13 protein-coding genes and 1 tRNA gene are annotated in these 18,015 nt (G+C 72.0%); 11 read left to right on the top strand and 3 right to left on the bottom strand.

Annotated features, from left to right (window positions below):
* The first annotated feature begins 6 nt into the window (after positions 1-6).
* The 6 genes from IEX18_RS05680 (at position 7) to IEX18_RS05705 (ending at position 9,833) form a co-directional block, all read left to right on the top strand.
* On the top strand, positions 7-1,005 hold the full coding sequence (locus tag IEX18_RS05680; protein ID WP_188657675.1) for a LacI family DNA-binding transcriptional regulator: 999 nt from the start codon (positions 7-9) through the stop codon (positions 1,003-1,005).
* A 72-nt stretch (positions 1,006-1,077) separates the two neighbouring features.
* Positions 1,078-2,058: an alpha/beta hydrolase gene (locus IEX18_RS05685; protein ID WP_229664386.1), complete on the top strand. Its 981-nt coding sequence runs from the start codon at positions 1,078-1,080 to the stop codon at positions 2,056-2,058.
* Positions 2,051-2,977 (top strand): alpha/beta hydrolase, encoded by a 927-nt coding sequence (locus IEX18_RS05690; protein ID WP_188657676.1) that lies wholly within the window; start codon positions 2,051-2,053, stop codon positions 2,975-2,977. Before IEX18_RS05685 ends, IEX18_RS05690 begins: the two co-directional genes overlap by 8 nt.
* Positions 2,978-3,086: 109 nt before the next feature.
* Positions 3,087-6,647, top strand: a complete 3,561-nt coding sequence (locus tag IEX18_RS05695) for a GAF domain-containing protein (RefSeq protein ID WP_188657677.1) — start codon at positions 3,087-3,089, stop codon at positions 6,645-6,647.
* 97 nt (positions 6,648-6,744) lie between these two features.
* Positions 6,745-8,775 (top strand): M3 family metallopeptidase, encoded by a 2,031-nt coding sequence (locus IEX18_RS05700; protein WP_188657678.1) that lies wholly within the window; start codon positions 6,745-6,747, stop codon positions 8,773-8,775.
* Entirely contained in the window at positions 8,772-9,833 is a 1,062-nt protein-coding gene (locus IEX18_RS05705; RefSeq protein WP_188657679.1) for a PLP-dependent cysteine synthase family protein, read from the top strand. Before IEX18_RS05700 ends, IEX18_RS05705 begins: the two co-directional genes overlap by 4 nt.
* Positions 9,834-9,927: 94 nt before the next feature.
* On the opposite strand, the gene IEX18_RS05710 is transcribed toward IEX18_RS05705, so the two are convergent.
* Positions 9,928-10,002: transfer RNA gene (locus tag IEX18_RS05710), tRNA-Gly, on the bottom strand.
* Between the two features lie 140 nt (positions 10,003-10,142).
* On the opposite strand from IEX18_RS05710, the gene IEX18_RS05715 reads away from it, so the two are divergent.
* From IEX18_RS05715 to IEX18_RS05730, 4 genes are all read left to right on the top strand, one after another.
* Positions 10,143-11,810, top strand: a complete 1,668-nt coding sequence (locus IEX18_RS05715) for a Y-family DNA polymerase (RefSeq protein WP_188657680.1) — start codon at positions 10,143-10,145, stop codon at positions 11,808-11,810.
* Positions 11,811-11,925: 115 nt separating this feature from the next.
* Complete coding sequence (locus IEX18_RS05720; RefSeq protein WP_188657872.1) at positions 11,926-12,819, top strand: tetratricopeptide repeat protein; 894 nt, start codon at positions 11,926-11,928, stop codon at positions 12,817-12,819.
* Positions 12,816-13,430: an LON peptidase substrate-binding domain-containing protein gene (locus IEX18_RS05725; RefSeq protein WP_188657681.1), complete on the top strand. Its 615-nt coding sequence runs from the start codon at positions 12,816-12,818 to the stop codon at positions 13,428-13,430. Before IEX18_RS05720 ends, IEX18_RS05725 begins: the two co-directional genes overlap by 4 nt.
* Positions 13,427-13,630 carry a Trm112 family protein gene (locus tag IEX18_RS05730; RefSeq protein WP_188657682.1) on the top strand — a complete coding sequence of 68 codons (204 nt, stop codon included), beginning with the start codon at positions 13,427-13,429 and terminating at the stop codon, positions 13,628-13,630. The genes IEX18_RS05725 and IEX18_RS05730 overlap by 4 nt, the downstream gene beginning before the upstream one ends.
* Before the next feature lie 208 nt (positions 13,631-13,838).
* Here IEX18_RS05730 and IEX18_RS05735 read toward each other — a convergent pair whose 3' ends face one another.
* Complete coding sequence (locus tag IEX18_RS05735) at positions 13,839-14,186, bottom strand: PilZ domain-containing protein (protein WP_188657683.1); 348 nt, start codon at positions 14,184-14,186, stop codon at positions 13,839-13,841.
* A gap of 58 nt (positions 14,187-14,244) precedes the next feature.
* Positions 14,245-15,498 (bottom strand): UbiH/UbiF/VisC/COQ6 family ubiquinone biosynthesis hydroxylase, encoded by a 1,254-nt coding sequence (locus IEX18_RS05740; protein WP_188657684.1) that lies wholly within the window; start codon positions 15,496-15,498, stop codon positions 14,245-14,247.
* A gap of 110 nt (positions 15,499-15,608) precedes the next feature.
* Here IEX18_RS05740 and IEX18_RS05745 point away from each other — a divergent pair, with 110 nt between their 5' ends.
* On the top strand, positions 15,609-17,951 hold the full coding sequence (locus IEX18_RS05745) for an FtsK/SpoIIIE family DNA translocase (protein ID WP_188657685.1): 2,343 nt from the start codon (positions 15,609-15,611) through the stop codon (positions 17,949-17,951).
* The last annotated feature ends 64 nt before the right edge of the window (positions 17,952-18,015 follow it).

Consider the following 18,015-nt stretch of genomic DNA (forward strand, 5'->3'; position numbering starts at 1 on the left):
CACAGGATGATGATGAGCAAGCGCCAGCCCAGGATCGAGGAAGTCAGCAGAATTGCTGGGGTTTCTGCGTCCACCGTCTCCCGCTTTTTCAACAATCCGGGCGTCGTCGCCGATGAAACCGCACGCAGGATCCGCGAGGCGATCGACCAGGTCGGTTACGTGCCCAACCTCAATGCCGGATCCCTGGCCTCGAGCCGGTCGCGAATCATCGCGGTGCTGGTCCCCGACATCGCCCAGTCGATCTTCAACGACACCGTCGAGGCGATGATCGAGGAGCTGACCGCGCACGGCAACAGCGTGATGATCTCGCTGACCGGGTCGGACAACAGCCTGCTCGACCGCCAGATCGATGCCGCCCTCTCGCGCCGGGTCGACGCGATCATCCTGACCGGCGTCGTCACCGACGCCGCGACGCGGGCGCGGCTCAAGAACCATGCCACCGCCGTCATCGAGACCTGGGCCTTGCCGGACGATCCGATCCAGATCGCGATCGGCTTCTCGCATTTCGCCGTGGGCGAGGCCACGGCGCGCTTCGTGCGGGAGCGCGGCTATCGTCGCCCGCACCTCGTCGTCCCGCAATCGTCGCGCGCGATCGAACGTGCCAACGGTTTCACGGCCGCCTGGACCGCCCGGGGCGACGAGGCGCCGACGGCGCAGCCCGTCTCCAGCCCGAGCCATTTCGGCCAGGGCCGCCTCGCCTTTCGCGGGCTCGCGGACATGGACCCGCGCCCCGACGTCGTCGTCTGCGGCTCGGACTGGATCGCCCAGGGGCTGATCGTCGAGGCGAATGCGGCGGGAATCCGCGTCCCGGATACGCTTGCCGTCATGGGCTTCGGCAATCTGCGCCTGGCCGGAGACATGCGCCCGACCATCACCTCGATCGACATCGACGGCCATCAGATCGCGCGCGAGACGATCCGGGCGCTCCAGCGCAAGGCCGCGGGCGAGGTGCTGCCGCCGCGATTGCCGGTCGACTTCCGCATCATCGCCCGCGAAAGCGCCTGAGCCGGCTTATGAAAGCGCTTGCATGACCCGGGAGGTCGTGGCACCCCGCTGCCAACGATAAGGGAGGCTGCCATGAAGACTCGTTCGGCCGTATTGAGCGCGGCCCTGCTGTGCGCCGTCGCCGGGGCGCAGACCGCACCGCCGCCGGGCAACCCGCCGCCTCCGACCGAGAATCCGGCCGCGATGTTCGAGGCGTTCAGCAAGGTGCCCGACACCGCCGGATCCGGGCCCTATCCCGCGATCAAGGCCGAGGATCCGGCCTTTCCGGGCCATACCGTCTACCGGCCCCGCGACATCGCCGCGCTGAAGGGGCGCAAGCTGCCGGTCCTGCTCTGGGGCAATGGCGGCTGCTCGAACGACGGCGCCTCGGCGCGGCTCTTCCTGTCGGAGATCGCCTCGCACGGCTATCTGGTCGTCGCCGCGGGCACGATCCGCAGCGGCCCCGGCATTCCCTATCGCCCCGAGCCGCAGGTCGCGCCGCCGCCGGGCAAGGTGATCCCGCAGATCAAGACCCAGGCGCAGGAGGTCGCGCAGGGCCTCGACCTCGCGATCCGCGCGGGTCGCGATCGTCGCCATCCGCTCTACGGCCATGTCGATGCCGCCCGCGTCGCGGTGTCGGGGCATAGCTGCGGTGGGCTTCAGGCGCTGCAGGTCGCCGGCGACCCGCGGATCAGGACCGTCATCGTCCAGAACAGCGGCATCTTCGCCGACGGCACCAACCCGATCGCCGGCATGACGGTGGACAAGAGCCTGCTGAAGACGCTCCACACGCCGATCCTCTACATCCTCGGCGGACCCCAGGACGTGGCGCATCCCAACGGCACCGACGATTTCGCCCGCATCGATACGGTGCCGGCGGTGCTCGTCGACCTGCCGGTCGGCCATGGCGGCACCTTCATGCAGCCCAATGGCGGCCGGGCGGCGCAGATCACCCTGGCCTGGCTCGACTGGCAGCTCGGCGGTGACCGGCGCGCGGCCGCGATGTTCACCGGCGCCGACTGCGGCCTGTGCCGGCAGGAGGGCGTGCGCATCGAACGCAAGCGCCTTGGATAGGCGGCGCATCGCCGCCGCCGGCGCGGCGCTGCTCCTCGCACTGGCTCCGCCGGCGCAGGCGCAGGCGCCGGTCGAGACCGTGCGATTATATCCCGGCACGGCGCCGGGTTCGGACGATTGGCGAAGGCCGGAAAGCGCGACGCCGACCGCCGACGGCACCGTCTACGCGAATGTCCGCGATCCCGAACTGCTCGTCTACCTGCCGCCGGCGCGGATCGCGAACGGCCGGGCGGTCGTCATCCTGCCCGGCGGGGGCCTGCGCGTGCTCGGGATCGACCGCGACATGCGCGCGACCATCGCCCGGCTCAATGCCGCGGGGATCGCCGCCTTCATCCTCAAATATCGCGTGCTCCAGACCGAGCGGCCGCCCGCCCCGCCGCCGGCGTCCGCTGCGGCGCCGGCCCGCTGGCCGGACTATCCGCCGCTCGCGATCCGCAACGCCAACGCCAATCCCGCCTCCGGCGACGCCCGGCTCGGCGAGGTGCTGCGCTTCGCCGTCGACGACACCCGCCGCGCCTTCGCGCTGATCCGGCAGAATCGTGCGCGCTGGCGGGTCGATCCCGCGCAGATCGGCATGATGGGCACCTCGGCGGGCGGCGGGGTCGCGATCGGGACGCTGCTCGCACGCGATCCCGCGGCGCGGCCGAGCTTCATCGCCTCGATCTTCGGGCCGGCGCTTCAGGACGTGACCGTCGCCCCCGACGCGCCGCCGCTCTTCATCGTCACCGAAACGGGTCACGGCCCGGTGACGGACGGGCTCGACGCCCTGTTCGGCATGTGGCGGGCGGCGAAGCGGCCGGTCGAGTTCCACGTCTTCGACATCGCGCCCGGCCAGCTCGGCACGCATCTGTGGCTCGACCGTTTCATGGACTGGATGGTCGAGCAACGGCTGCGCCCGGCCGATCCGCGGCGGCGCTGAGCCACCGGATCGTCGCCCTTCCCGCCGGCGGATCGGCCGGCGGCCGGGCCGCTCCTGGTCACGAACGGTTCCGAATGACGTAGGCTTGTCAGTGGGTTATGCTGCGCGCATGCAGCAGACGAGCACCGGTCGATCGGAAGCCGAGCAGCCACGTCGCGAATCGGGATCGCGAAGCGGCGACGCGCAGATCCTCGCCGCGACCGAGGGTCTCGTCACCGCGACCTCGCTCGCCGAGGTGATCGACGTCCTGCGCCAGTCTGCCCGCACCGCCGTCGGCGCCGACGGTATCGCCGTCGTCCTGAAGGAGGGAGACCGCTGCCTCTATGTCGCCGAGGACGCGGTCTCGCCGCTGTGGCAGGGACAGAGCTTACCCGCGGACGCATGCGTGTCCGGCTGGGCGATGCGGCATGGACGGACGGTCGTGATCGACGATGTCCGGCGCGATCCGCGGGTTCCCCAGCACGCCTATGCGGCGACCTTCGTGCGCAGTCTCGTCATGGTGCCGATCGGCCGGCCCGAGCCGATCGCGGCGCTCGGCGCCTATTGGTCCGGCATCGGCACGCACGACCCGGAGACGGTGGAGCGGCTCGAGAGCCTCGCGCGCCTCGCCACCATCGCCGTCGAGAATGCGCGCCTGGCCCAGGCCCGCGACCGGGCATCGGCTCTTGGCGCGGCGCAGTCGCGCATCCTGGCGCTGGCGGTCGAGGACGCGCCGCTCCACACCACGCTCGCGGCGATCGTGGGGGAGGTGGAGACGCTCTCGGCCGCGGGCGTCGTCGGATCGATCCTGCTGCTGGACGCGGACGGCCGGCACTTGCGCCTCGGGGCGGGACAGGGTCTGCCCGCCGCCTTTGCCCGGGCGATCGACGGCGTCGCGATCGGCCCCGCGGACGACCCGGCGGCCGGTGCGCTGGCCGCCGCCCTGTGTCCGCCGGAACCCGTCTTCGTCGGCGACATCGCGACCGGGCCCTGGGCCGCCGACATCCGCGACCCGGCACTGGCCGGGGGACTGCGCGCCTGCTGGACGCTGCCGATCCGGTCGGGCCATGGCGACGTGCTCGGCGCCTTCGCGATGTACCATCGGGAGCCGCGGGCGCCCGCCCCTGCCGACCTGGAGATCGCCGGCTTCGTGGCGCGCACCGCCGGCCTAGTGATCGCGAGGACCCGGGCGGAGGCCGTCATGCGGGAAAGCGAGGCGCGCTACCGGCAGATCGTCGAGGGGGCCGAGGACTTCGCCATCGTGACCCTCGATCCGGCCGGCACGATCACGGGCTGGAACGCGGGCGCCGCCCGACTCGTCGGCTATGACGCCGCGGAAGTGCTCGGCCGGACCGGCGCGGTGATCTTCACGCCGGAGGACCGGCTGGCGGGCGCGCCGGAAGACGAGAGGCAGCGGGCCGCCTCGGTGGGGCGCGCCGTCAACGAGCGCTGGCACGTGCGCAAGGACGAATCCCGCTTCTGGGGTTCGGGCCTGACGATGCCGCTGACCGGCGACAACACGGGCTTCGTGAAGATCTTCCGGGATCGCACGAGCGAGCACGAGGCGGAGGCCGCACTGCGCGACAGCGAGGCCCGGCTGCGCTTCATCGGCGAACTGGACGAGCGGCTCTTCGGCGCGGCGAATGCGTCGGAAGCGATGCTCGCGGCGACCGGGCTTCTGGGCCGGAAGCTGGATGTGTCGCGCTGCGCCTATGCCGACGTCGATGCCGATACGGACCGCTTCTGGATCCGGGACGACTATGTCGCGCCGGGGATCGCCAGCTCCGCGGGCGCCTACAACCTCGACCTGTTCGGCGATCGCGCCGCGACCGATATGCGGGGCGGACGGGTCCTGGTGGTCCGCGACGTGGTCGGCGAGCTGACGCCCGACCAGGGCCGCGAGATGTTCCAGGCGATCGGCATCGGCGCGATCATCTGCTGCCCGCTCGTCAAGGAGGGCCGCCTCGCCGCGATGATGGCGGTCCACCAGGATCGGGCGCGCGATTGGACGCCGAACGAGATCGCGCTGGTCCGCGACGTGGTCGAGCGCTGCTGGGCCCATGTCGAGCGCGTCGGCGCGGAGGCCCGGCTGCGCGAGAGCGAGGAGCGGCTGCGCCTGGCCGTCGACAATGCCGATGTCGGCTTCTGGGATGTGGACGTCGTCAACGACCGGTTGATCTGGCCGCCGCGGACCAAGGGCATGTTCGGGATATCGCCCGACGTTCCGGTGACGATGCAGGACTTCTACGACGGGCTCCATCCGGACGATCGGAAGGCGACCACCGCGCAGTTCCTCGCCGCCGCCGATCCGCATCGCCGCGCCCTCTACGATGTGGAATATCGCACGATCGGCAAGGAGGACGGCGTCGAGCGCTGGGTCGCGGCCAAGGGCAGAGGCGTGTTCGACGCGGCGGGTCGCTGCCTTCGCGTCGCGGGGACGGTGGTGGAGATCACCGCACGCCGGCGTGCCGAAGAGGCGCTGCGCGAGCTCAACGCCACGCTGGAGGCGCGGATCACGCAAGCCGTGGCCGAACGCGAGCTCGCGCAGGAGGCGCTGCTCCAGAGCCAGAAGATGGAGGCGATGGGCCAGCTGACGGGCGGCGTGGCGCATGACTTCAACAATCTGCTGACGCCGATCGTCGGATCGCTCGACATGCTCCAGCGCAAGGGGCTTGGCGGGGAACGCGAGCAGCGGCTGATCGCCGGCGCGATGCAATCGGCCGAGCGGGCCAAGACCCTCGTCCAGCGCCTGCTTGCGTTTGCGCGGCGCCAGCCGCTGCAGGCGGTGGCCGTCGACGTGGCGAAGCTCGTCCAGGGCATGGGGGAACTGGTCGAGAGCACGACCGGGCCGCAGATCAGGGTCGTCGTCGAGACCGCGGACCAGCTGCCCCATGCCAGGGCCGATCCCAACCAGCTCGAGATGGCGTTGCTCAACCTGTCGGTCAACGCGCGCGACGCGATGCCGGACGGCGGCACGCTCCGGATCTCGGCGACCGCGGAGGCGGTGTCCGCCGGCCATTGGTCGCGGCTCGCGCCCGGACGCTATGTGCGCCTGTCGGTCGCGGACACCGGGACGGGGATGGACCGCAAGACGCTGGCACGGGCGATCGAGCCCTTCTTCTCGACCAAGGGGATCGGCAAGGGGACGGGGCTCGGCCTGTCGATGGTCCACGGGCTGGCCTCGCAGTCCGGCGGCACGCTGACCATCCAGAGCCGCCTCGGCATGGGCACGAACATCGACCTGTGGCTGCCCGTATGCACGGACGGAGCCGAAGGGCTGCCGGCGCCGTCGCACCCGGCGGCCCAGCCCCTGCTGCGCGGCAGGGCCCTGCTGGTCGACGACGAGGAACTGGTCCGGGTCAGCACCGCCGACATCCTCGCCGATCTCGGCTATGACGTGGTCGAGGCGGGATCGGCCGAGGCGGCCGTCCGGCTGCTCGAGGACGAGGCCGCCTTCGACGTGGTGGTCACGGACCACCTCATGCCCGGCATGACCGGCACCGACCTGGCCCGCCATGCCCAGGAGCGATGGCCCGGGCTGCCCGTCCTGCTGGTCTCGGGCTATGCCGAGCTCGATGGCGTGGACAGCGGCCTGCCGAGATTGACCAAGCCTTTCCGCAAGGACGAGCTCGCCGCGGCGCTGGCCGCCGCGACCGCGCTGAGCGTGCCCAGGACGGGGGCGGGATCGTGATCGCGAAGGGACCGGCGCTCGTGGTCTAGCGCCCCCGGGGGTCGACGCGCACCCCGTCACTGGCATCCGCGCCGCGGCTTCTGCTACACGCCCGCGGATGACCGCCGCCAACCCGCTCGCCGACACGCTCTCGCTGCCCCGCTTCGCCGAGATCACGCCCGACGCCATATCCCCCGCCCTCGACGCAGCGATCGCCCGTCACGCCGAGGCGGTCGCGGCCGTCGTCGCGGCGCGGCCGAACCGCTTCGCCGAGGCCTGGCTGCCGCTCGAGCGTGCCGATACCGCGCTCGACTCGCTCTGGTCGACCGTCTCGCACCTGCACGGGGTCGCCGACACGCCCGCGCTGCGCGAGGCCCATGCCGCGGGGCAGGCGCGGCTGGTCGAGCATGGCATGAAGGTCGCGCAGAACCGCGACCTGTACGAGGTGCTGGTCGCCCTCTCCGCCGACCCGGACTTCGCCGGCCTGGCGGAGGCGGATCGCGTCGCCGTGGAACGGGCGATCCGCGATTTCACCCTGTCCGGCGTCGCGCTCGACGAGGCGGCGCGCGCCCGCTTCAGCGCCGTCTCGGTCGAGCTGTCACAGCTGTCGACCGAATTCGGCAGCGCGGTGCTCGATGCGACCGACGCCTGGACGCACCACGTCACCGACGAGGCCGAGCTGGCCGGCATCGCACCGGCGGACCGCGCGATGTTCGCTGCCGCCGCAGAAACGCGCGGGCTGGAGGGCTGGGTCGTCACGCTGCAACAGCCCAGCGTCAACGCTGTGCTGACCTTCGCGGAGGACCGCGACCTGCGCTTCGCCGTCTACCAGGCATACGGCACCCGCGCCTCCGACCAGGGGCCGCAGGCGGGCCAGTTCGACAATGGCCCGCGCATCGCCCGCATCCTCGAACTGCGGCGCGAGGCGGCCCGCCTGCTCGGCTTCACCGATCCCGTCGCCCGCTCGCTCGCGACCAAGATGGCGCCCGATCCGGGCGAGGTGCTCGCCTTCCTGCGCGATCTCGGCCGCCGCGCGCGCCCTGCCGCCGAACGCGACCTTGCCGAACTGCGCGCCTTCGCTGCCGAGACGCTGGGGATCGCCGATCTCCAGCCCTGGGATGTCGGCTTCGCCGCCAACCGCCTGCGCCAGGCGCGCTATGCGGTCGACGAGCAGGAGGTGCGCGCGCACTTCCCGGTCGAACGCGTGCTGGCGGGCTGGCAGACGCTGCTCTCGCGCCTGTTCGGCATCCGCCTCCGCCCGCGCGACGACGTGCCGCTCTGGCATGACGATGCGCGCTTCTACGACGTGGTCGACGAGGGCGGCACGGTGTTCGCCGGCCTCTATGTCGATCTCCACGCCCGCGCCGGCAAGCGCGGCGGGGCGTGGATGGCGCCCGCCCGCCCGCGGCTGCGCGACGGGGAGACCCGGACGCTGCCGGTCGCCTATCTCGTCTGCAACTTCGCGCCCGAGACCGCGGAGGGCCCGTCGCTCCTCGGCCATAACGACGTCGTGACCCTGCTCCACGAGACGGGCCACTGCCTCCATCACCTCTTCACCCGCGTCGACCGGCCGAGCATCGCCGGCATCAACGGCGTCGAGTGGGATGCGGTCGAGCTGCCGAGCCAGCTGATGGAGGACTTCGCCTGGGACCGCGAGGTGCTGACCGCCATGTCGGGCCATCACCGCACCGGCGCGCCGCTGCCGCCCGCGCTGTTCGAACGGATGGTCGCCGCCCGCCGCTTCCAGTCGGGTCTGTTCGTCGTCCGCCAGGTCGAGTTCGCGCTGTTCGACCTGCTCCTCCATCTCGGCACCATGGGATCCGACCCGATGGAGGTGATCGGGGCGGTGCGCGACGAGGTGGCGGTGATCCGCCCGCCCGAATGGCACCGCTTCCCCCACGCCTTCAGCCATATCTTCGCGGGCGGCTATGCCGCGGGCTACTACAGCTATCTCTGGGCCGAGGTGCTCGCCGCCGACGGTTTCCAGCGCTTCGCCGAGGCGGGGCTGGTCGATCGCGCCACCGGCGACGGCTTCCGCGCGGAGGTGCTGGCACGCGGCGCGACCCGGCCGGCGGCGGAGAGCTTCCGCGCCTTTCGCGGGCGCGACGCCGATCCCGAGGCGATGCTCGTCCGCCACGGGCTGCTGTGACCCGGGAGGAGGCGCGCCGCTGGTCGGCGGAGGCGGTGCGCCGGATCGAGGCGGACTATAACCGCTCCGCCGACACGCATCTGATCCGCCTCGACCTGCCGCGCTATCCGGGCATCACCCTCTATCTCAAGGACGAGAGCAGCCACCCGACCGGCAGCCTCAAGCACCGGCTCGCCCGCTCGCTCTTCCTCTACGCGCTGTGCAACGAGTGGATCGGGCCGCAGACCACGGTGATCGAATCCTCCTCGGGCTCGACCGCGGTCAGCGAGGCCTATTTCGCGCGGATGCTGGGGCTGCGCTTCATCGCCGTCGTCCCCGCCACCACCGCCGCGCCCAAGCTCGACGCGATCCGCTTCCATGGCGGCGAGATCCACATGGTCGACGATCCGCGCAGCGTGTACGACGTGTCGCACCGGCTCGCCGCGGAGACGGGCGGCCATTATCTCGACCAGTTCACCTATGCGGAGCGCGCGACCGACTGGCGCGGCAACAACAATATCGCCGAATCGATCTTCGCGCAGATGGCGCTGGAAGAGCGCGCGGTGCCCGACTGGATCGTCTGCGGCGCGGGTACCGGCGGCACCTCGGCGACGATCGGCCGCTTCATCCGCTATCGCCGTCATGCGACCCGGCTGTGCGTAGCCGATCCGGTCGATTCGATCTTCCACCGCCATTTCGCCGACCGCGCCGAGACGCTGCTGCCCGAAGGCGTGTGCACCCGGATCGAGGGGATCGGCCGCCCGCGCGTCGAGCCCAGCTTCATTCCCGGCGTGATCGACCGGATGATCGCGGTGGACGACGCCGACAGCATCGGCGCGATGCGCGCGCTGTCGGACGTGCTGGGCCGCCGCGTCGGCGGCTCCACCGGCACCAACATCCGCGCCTGCCGGATGCTCGTAGCGGAAATGGCGGCCGCCGGAATCGGCGGCAGCGTCGTCACCCTGCTGTGCGACGGCGGCGACCGCTATGGCTGCACCTATTATGACGACGCCTGGCTGGCGCGGCACGGCCTGGACTGGCGTACGGGCGCGGCGGAGGTGCGGGCGTTCCTCGGCTGACCTCGCCAGCGCGAGGGTCTCTGGCGCCGAGTCCGGCGAGGCTGCATCGGCCAGTGTGAGTGTGAGTGTGACGGTGTCGGCGACGGATCGTCGCTGGAGCGGGCGAAGGGATTCGAACCCTCGACCCCAACCTTGGCAAGGTTGTGCTCTACCCCTGAGCTACGCCCGCTCTGGCGTCATGGCCGGGCGGACCCGGCGGGTGAGGCGCGGCCATTAGCAGCGGGTGTCGGGGGCTGCAAGCGCCCTTGTGCCGCAATTGCATATTTTTCGGCATGGCGGTCGGCCCTCCGGAACATTACTGGAACGCAGATGCCCGACTCGGCCGCCACGCTCGCCACGCCGCGCCGTATCGCCGCCGCCCGGCCGTCCGCCCTGCCCGGCCCGGCCCGCGCCCGCTCGCGGCCGGGTGCACCCGGCGCGGGGCTCGCGGACGGCGCGACGGGCGCGGCGCCGGGCGCGCGGCGTGCGCGCCGGTATCTGGCGCTGGTCTTCCCCTGGCTGCCGATCGAGCGGCTGCGCGGCACCCGGCCGCATCTGTTCGTCGCTCCCGACGCGCCGCCGGTCGTGCTGGTCGAGCGCATGGGGCGGGCCGCGCGGATCGCCGCCTGCGATCCCGCCGCCGTCCGGGCGGGTGTGTCGCCCGGGATGACGCTGGCCGCAGCGCAGGCGCGACTTCCCGGCTGCGTCGCGTACGATCATGATCCCGCGGCGGATTGCGACTGGCTCGATCGGCTGGCCGATGCCTGCTGCCGCTATACGCCGCGGGTCGCCGCCGAGCCGCCCGATGCGCTGCTGCTCGACATCGCCGACACGGCCGAGGCGCGCGCGGCGGAGCAGGAGCTGGCTGATGACATCGAGCGGCGCCTGGCGCGGCGCGGCATCGCGGTGCGGCTGGCGTTCGGCGACACTCCCGCCATCGCCGCGGCGCTCGCACGCCATGCTGGCGCTCCCGCCCCCGACGAGCGCGGCGCCGTCCGCCGCCTTCCGCTCGCGGCGCTCGGGCTCGACGCCGAAGCGACGGAGGGACTCGCTCAGGCCGGGCACCGGACGGTCGGCGAGCTCCTGGCTCTTCCCGCCGCCGCCGTCGCCGCCCGCTTTGGTCGAGAGGCGGCCGCCGCGGTCCGCCGGCTGGCGGAGGAAGCCGGCCCTCCGATCCGACCGCGCACGCCCATCGCCGCCCTCACGGTCGAGCGGCACCTGACCCGGCCCGCCGCACGCGCAGCCGATGCCCTCGCCGCCCTCGCACTGCTAACGGACGAAGCGGCAGCCGACCTCACCGCGCGCGGGCAGGGCGGCCGTCGCTGGGACGCGTCCTTCTACCGGACCGACGGCACGCTCGACCGGCTGCGGGTGAAGACCGACCGCCCGACCCGCGACGGCGTAGCGCTGCTGGGGCTGTTCCGGGCGCAGCGCGGCGGCCTCGCCGAGGCGCCGGATGACGGCGCCGGCGTCGACCTCCTCCGCCTCGACGTGTCGCTGGTCGAGCGCCTCGATGCCGGCGAACTGCGGCTGGAGGGCGGCAGCACCGCCGCCCCGGCCCCCGCCCTGCCGCGGCCGGCACCGATCCGTCGACGCCGCGCCGGTCGTCGCGACGATCCGGGACAGGTGCAGGTCCCGCTCCTGCTCGCCGACGCCCCGCCGCCAGCCCGCATCGCCGCGCCCGGCGAGGCGGCCGCACCGCCCCGGCCGATCCACCTGTTCGACCCGCCGGAACCGATCGTCGCCGTTTCGCCCTCAGGCGAAGCGGATCTGCCGCCGGGCCGCTTCCGCTGGCGCGGCGTCCTCCATCATGTCGCCCGCGTCGAGGGGCCGGAGCGGATCGCCGACGATCGCCGGCCGGGCGGCCGGAGCGCGCCCGCCCCGCGCGACTATTACCGGGTGGAGGACCGGCGCGGCCGTCGCCTCTGGCTCTTCCGTCAGGCTCTGGCGGAGCCGGCGGGCGAGGCGCGCTGGTACGTCCACGGCCTGTTCGCCTGACCGCCGCGCCGCGCCCACTGTCGCTCCCGATCCCGCGGGACTTCCATTGGCCGCTATTCCGCCCCACATAGCGGCCGACCTGATGCAACGGGAGCAGCACTTGGCCACCTTGGGAATGTCGCCTGCCGAGAAGGATGCGGTCGCCGCCTTCCGCCGCGACGTCGTCGAGCCGTCGATGACGCAGCTCGTCATCATCGATTTCTGGGCCGAATGGTGCGGACCGTGCAAGGCGCTGGGCCCGGTCCTTGAAAAGGTCGCGGCCGCCTATGCCGACAAGGGTGTCGTGCTGGCGAAGATCGATACCGACAAGAACCAGTTCATCGCGGCGCAATTCCAGATCCGCTCGATCCCGACCGTCTATGCGATGTTCCAGGGGCAGCTGGTGGCGGACCTCACCTCCGCGCGCACCGAAAGCCAGCTGCGCACCATGATCGACCAGCTGCTCCGCCAGCTGCCGATCCAGTCCGAGGCGACCGACCAGCAGGCCGAGCTGGAGCCGCTGATCGCGATGGGCGAGGAGGTGCTGGCCGAGGGCGACCACGAACGCGCCCTGTCGATCTTCGGCCAGCTGGCGGAGATGGCGCCCGAACATCCCGCCGTGCTGTCCGGCCACATCCGCGCGCTCGTCGCCGCGGGGCTGCACGACGAGGCGCAGGCGGCGATCGACGCATTGCCGGCCGATCTGGCCGATCCGGGGATCGACCGGGCGAAGGCGGCCCTCGCCCTGGCGCAGGCCGCTCCCGCCGTCGACGATCTCGCTCCGCTCGCGGCGAAGGTGCAGGCCGCGCCCGACGATCACCAGGCGCGCTTCGACCTCGCCAATGCGCAGATGGCCGCGGGACAGCGCGACGCCGCCGCCGACAACCTCCTCCACATCGTCGCCGCCGACCGCGAGTGGAACGAGGGCGCCGCGCGGCATCAGCTGCTCAAGCTGTTCGAGGTGGTCGGCCTCACCGATCCCTGGGTGTCGGCGCAGCGCCGCCGCCTGTCCGCGATCCTGTTCGGATGAGCCAGCCCACCCGCCTCTCGATCTTCCCGCTGCCGGGGGCCCTGCTCTTCCCGGCGATGCACCTGCCGCTCCACATCTTCGAGCCGCGCTACCGGGCGCTGGTGTCGGACGCGATGGCGCGCGACCGGCGCATCGGGATGATCCAGCCGGCGGGTCCGGGCGAGCCGCCCGCGCTCTACGATATCGGCTGCGTCGGCCGCATCGCCGAGGTGGAGGCGCTCGACGACGGCCGCTACAATCTGGTGCTGGAGGGAGTGTCGCTGTTCCGCATCCTGCGCGAGCTCGACGTCGCCACCCCCTTCCGACAGGTCGAGGCGGAGCTGCTGCCCACGCCCGAGGACGAGGTGCTGTCGCTCGGCCGTCGTGCCTCGCTCGAGCAGGAGGCACGCCGCTTCGCCGATCTCCAGGGCTATGCGGTCGACTGGCGCGCGGTCGGCCGGCTCGACGATACCAGCCTCGTCAACGGCATCGCCCAGATCGCCCCGTTCGACGTCGCCGCCAAGCAGGCGCTGCTCGAGGCCCCCGATATCGAGACGCGGGCGGAACTCGCCATCCAGCTGATGCAGTTCTTCGGCCGGCACGACGGCGGCGACCGCGTGACCCTGCAATGAGGGCACCGCTCGATCCCTGGCTCCTCGAGCGCCTCGTCTGCCCGGTCACGCGCACGCCGCTGCGCTATGACGAGGCGGCCGGCGAACTCCTCTCCGACGACGCCGGGCTCGCCTATCCGGTCCGCGACGGCGTGCCCGTGATGCTCCCGGAGGAAGCGCGGCGGCTGGATCTGTCCGGAGACGCGCTCCCATCCGAGTGAATGAGCCGCGATCGTCGTCGCCCCAGCGCAGGCTGAGGCCTCAAGCGGCTCCTGCCTTGCGCCATGGCCGAAAGATCCCAGCCTGCGCCGGGATGTCGAAGGGCTTATAGCGGGATGACGAGACGTTGACCCGTTCGTGCTGAGCGAAGTCGAAGCACCGGCTCGGTCTCAGGCCCTGCGACTGCGCTCAGGGCGAACGGCCGCCCCCTCACCCCCGCTTGCGATAGGCGTGGTGGATATTCGTCATCCAGCCCGTCTCGACCCGCCCCACACCGCGCGCGGCGCGGGCGGCGTCGAGGTCGATCGGCTCCTCGAAATGGATGCCGGCCAGACGATCCTTGACCCACACGACCTCGGCCTCGATCGCGTCGAGCCGGCCCATGTCGAGCATCAGCCGCTGGCCCACCGCCAGTTCGCCCTCGTGATCGACACAGGCGCCGGTCAGCGACAGGTTGCGCACCCGGCGGGTGACGGCGCGGCCATCCGCCGGCCGAATGTCCGCCCGGATGATCACGCTGCTGCGCTTCGCACGTTCGGAAGGAACCAGGTCACTCATAACCGCCTCAGATCACATCAAAGCGGTAAATAACTCCTAAACCTGCGCCCGTTTCGCGCTAGATCGCAAGGCCCTGGAGCAGCCGTGGCAGCGTGCCGCTCTCGCCGCGCGCCTCGGCCATGAACCGCTCCTTGAGCGGCCCGATCGCATCGACCGCGGAGATGCCGAATCGCCGGACCGCGCTCGCCGTCCGGCCGGGTATGCCGAACAGCCGGGTCAGCACGTCGGTCGTTCCCGCCACCAGCGTGGTGTCGACCCCGCGCCACCGCTCGTAGCGCGCGAGGAGCTGCGCATCGCCGAGGTCCAGCCCCAGCCGCCGACCCTCGACCAGCACCTCCGCCAGCGTCGCCACATCGCGCAGGCCGAGGTTCAGCCCCTGTCCGGCGATCGGATGGATGCCGTGCGCCGCATCGCCGACCAGCGCCAGCCGCTCGCCGGTGATCCTGGCCGCATGGTGGAAGCCGAGCGGATAGGATGCGCGCGGGCTCGCCGCCGACAGCGCCCCCAGAAAGCCGCCCATCCGCTTCTCCGCCTCGGCGAGGAAGGCGCGGTCGGACAGTTTCACCAGCCCCGGCCCATGCTCCGCCTTCACCGACCAGACGATCGCCGAACGATGCCCGATCTCGTCGTCCGGCAGCGGCAGCAGCGCGAAGGGCCCGGCCGGGTAGAAGATCTCGTACGCCACATTGTCGTGCGGCCGCTCGTGGTGGAAGGCGCCGACGATCGCTTCATGGTCGTAGCTCCACCGCGCCACCCGGATGCCCGCCGCCTCGCGGGTCGGCGAGTTGCGCCCCTCGGCCGCGATCAGCAGCGGCGCTCGCACCGTCGTTCCGTCGCTCAGCGACGCGGTCACCCCCGCCGCATTGCGGATCACCGCCGTCGCGCGCGTCTGCATGCGCAGGTCGATCCCCGCCGCCTCCGTCGCGGCGGCGAACAGCGCCCGCCGCAGCGCGCGATTCTCGTGCATCACGCCGAGGCTGCCGTCCTCGGCATCCGGCACGAAGTCGAGCGCGCCTGGCTTCAGCCCGTCGCTCACCCGGATCCGCTCGATCGGGCAGCCCTGGTCGACGATCCGCGCGCCGAGGCCGATCGCCTCGAGCATCCGGCCGCTCGCGCTGGCGATCGCCGAGGCGCGCCCGTCGAACCCCGGCGCCAGCGTCACCGCCGGATCGGCCGGATCGACCACCACCGCGCTGAGCCCATGCGCGTCGAGCGCCAGCGCCAGCGTCGTCCCGACCAGTCCTCCGCCCAGGATGACGACGTCCGCCGATGCGGTGGCGGAAGCAGGGCTGCGGGGCGCGTCGGCGGTCATGCACCGTATCTAGGCCCCGCCCGCGCCGCTGCCAACCGGCGCGCAGCTTGACGGGACGCGAACAAAAGCCGATCATCCGCGCACGATTTCAGGCATTTTCGGGGACGATCATGGCGAGCCAGGCGCAGCCGGCCTTGTGGCGCGAGACGGTGAAGGCCGGCGCGGTGCGCAGCGGCGCGGTGCTGGTCGCGGCGCTGCTGTTCGGCGCGACGCTGCTGCTCGCGCTGGCGCTCGCGAGCTATCACCCCGGCGATCCGGCGATCAACACCGCCTCGGGCGGGGCTCCCGCCAATCTGCTCGGCTTTCCCGGCGCCTGGGTGTCGGACCTGCTGCTCACCCTGCTCGGCCCCGTGGTCGCGCTGATCCTGCCGATCGGCCCGGTCGTCGCGCTGCGGCTGTGGCGCGACCAGCCGACCGGGCGCTGGGGCCGCATGCTCGCCGGGGCGGCGCTCGGCGCGGCGCTGATGGCCACCGCGCTCGCCTTCATCTCGACCTCGGCGGTGCTGGCGCTGCCGGCGGGCTGGGGCGGGCTCACCGGCATGGCGGTCGCGGGCGGCGTGCAGGGCCTGCTCGCGCTGACCGGCCAGCCCCTGGCCGAGCTGTGGGGCGCGCGCGCGGCGGGGCTGGTCGCGGGCGTCGCGGGCGTGATCGTCTGGAGCCGCTCGCTCGACATCGCGCTCGCCGCCCCGCGCTGGCCGCGCCGCCGCCGCGCACGCATCGCCGGCGATGCCGACGACGCGGACGACCTGCCCTTCGCCTATGACGACGCGGAGGACGACTATGAGGAGGCCGATGCGGCGGAGGCGGCGCGCCTCGCCCGCCGCGCCGTGCCGCCGCGCGCCCTCGCCGAGCCCGATCCGCGGCCCGCCCCGGTCATCGCCGACCGGCAGGTCGCCCCCGCGCCCGCGCCACCCAAGCGCCAGACCTCGCTCGACCTGCGCGACAGCTATACGCTGCCCGGGCTCGACCTGCTCGTCCCCGCCCCTCCGTCCAATGCCGGACCGGTCGACAAGGCCGCGCTGGAGCGCAACGCCCGCCTGCTCGAAAACGTGCTCGACGACTTCAAGGTGCAGGGCGCGATCACCGAGGTGCGGCCCGGCCCGGTCGTGACCATGTACGAGCTGGAGCCCGCCCCCGGCATCAAGGCCAGCCGCGTCATCGCGCTCGCCGACGATATCGCCCGCAACATGAGCGCGGTGTCGGCGCGCGTCGCGGTGATCCCCGGCCGCAACGTGATCGGCATCGAACTGCCCAACGCCCGGCGCGAATCGGTGTCGCTGCACGAGCTGGTCGCCAGCCAGTCCTTCGAGGACCAGACCGCGCAGCTGCCGATCATCCTCGGCAAGAACATCGCCGGCGATCCGGTGATCACCGATCTGGCCCCCATGCCCCACCTGCTCGTCGCCGGTACCACCGGCTCCGGCAAGTCGGTGGGGCTCAACTGCATGATCCTGTCGCTGCTCTACCGACTCACGCCGGATCAGTGCCGGATGATCATGATCGATCCCAAGATGCTCGAACTGTCGATGTACGACGACATTCCGCATCTCCTCTCCCCCGTCGTCACCGACCCCGCCAAGGCGGTGCGCGCGCTCAAATGGGCGGTGGAGACGATGGAGGATCGCTATCGCCAGATGTCGTCGGTCGGCGTGCGCAGCCTGGCGGGCTTCAACGACAAGGTGCGCGCCGCCAAGGCGAAGGGCCAGCCGCTCGGCCGCAAGGTGCAGACCGGCTATCATCCCGACACCGGCCAGCCCGTCTATGAGGAAGAGCAGCTCGACTACGAGCCGCTGCCCCAGATCGTCGTCATCGTCGACGAACTCGCCGACCTGATGATGACCGCGGGCAAGGAAGTCGAATTCCTGATCCAGCGCCTGGCGCAGAAGGCGCGCGCGGCGGGCATCCACCTGATCATGGCGACGCAGCGCCCCTCCGTCGACGTCATCACCGGCGTGATCAAGGCGAACCTGCCGACCCGCATCAGCTTCCACGTGACCAGCAAGATCGACAGCCGCACCATCCTGGGCGAACAGGGCGCCGAGCAGCTGCTGGGCAAGGGCGACATGCTCTACATGCCTGGCGGCAAGGGCATCGTGCGCGTCCACGGCCCCTTCACCAGCGACGACGAGGTGCATCGCGTCGCCGATCACTGGCGCGCGCAGGGCCAGCCCGACTATATCTCCTCGGTCACCGAGGAGCCGGCCGAAGCCTATGAGCTCGAAGGCGCGCCGACCGGCGAGGACAGCCCCGAGGACCAGCAGTACCGGGCCGCGATCCAGCTGGTGTGCGAGAGCCGCAAGGCCTCGACCAGCTGGCTCCAGCGCCAGCTGCGCATCGGCTACAACTCCGCCGCGCGCCTGATCGAGCGGATGGAAAAGGACGGCATCGTCGGCCGCCCCGACCATGTCGGCCGCCGCGAGGTGCTGCGCGACGCGGAAGGGCATGCGATCTAATAGGCAGAGGCCGCGGGTGATGCGACCGCGGAGAAAAGGTTCACGCGGAGGACGCGGAGGTGTT

This window comes from Sphingomonas metalli (genome assembly GCF_014641735.1).
GTDB classification, from domain to species: Bacteria; Pseudomonadota; Alphaproteobacteria; order Sphingomonadales; family Sphingomonadaceae; genus Sphingomonas; species Sphingomonas metalli.

Bases quoted from the DNA above. Each gene is read 5' to 3' on its own strand.
- IEX18_RS05680 (WP_188657675.1), top strand. From the start codon at position 7: ATGATGATGAGCAAGCGCCAGCCCAGGATCGAGGAAGTCAGCAGAATT.
- IEX18_RS05720 (WP_188657872.1), top strand. From the start codon at position 11,926: ATGTCGCCTGCCGAGAAGGATGCGGTCGCCGCCTTCCGCCGCGACGTC.
- IEX18_RS05745 (WP_188657685.1), top strand. From the start codon at position 15,609: ATGGCGAGCCAGGCGCAGCCGGCCTTGTGGCGCGAGACGGTGAAGGCC.
- IEX18_RS05695 (WP_188657677.1), top strand. From the start codon at position 3,087: ATGCAGCAGACGAGCACCGGTCGATCGGAAGCCGAGCAGCCACGTCGC.
- IEX18_RS05700 (WP_188657678.1), top strand. From the start codon at position 6,745: ATGACCGCCGCCAACCCGCTCGCCGACACGCTCTCGCTGCCCCGCTTC.
- IEX18_RS05725 (WP_188657681.1), top strand. From the start codon at position 12,816: ATGAGCCAGCCCACCCGCCTCTCGATCTTCCCGCTGCCGGGGGCCCTG.
- IEX18_RS05735 (WP_188657683.1), bottom strand. From the start codon at position 14,186: ATGAGTGACCTGGTTCCTTCCGAACGTGCGAAGCGCAGCAGCGTGATC.
- IEX18_RS05740 (WP_188657684.1), bottom strand. From the start codon at position 15,498: ATGACCGCCGACGCGCCCCGCAGCCCTGCTTCCGCCACCGCATCGGCG.
- IEX18_RS05685 (WP_229664386.1), top strand. From the start codon at position 1,078: ATGAAGACTCGTTCGGCCGTATTGAGCGCGGCCCTGCTGTGCGCCGTC.
- IEX18_RS05715 (WP_188657680.1), top strand. From the start codon at position 10,143: ATGCCCGACTCGGCCGCCACGCTCGCCACGCCGCGCCGTATCGCCGCC.
- IEX18_RS05730 (WP_188657682.1), top strand. From the start codon at position 13,427: ATGAGGGCACCGCTCGATCCCTGGCTCCTCGAGCGCCTCGTCTGCCCG.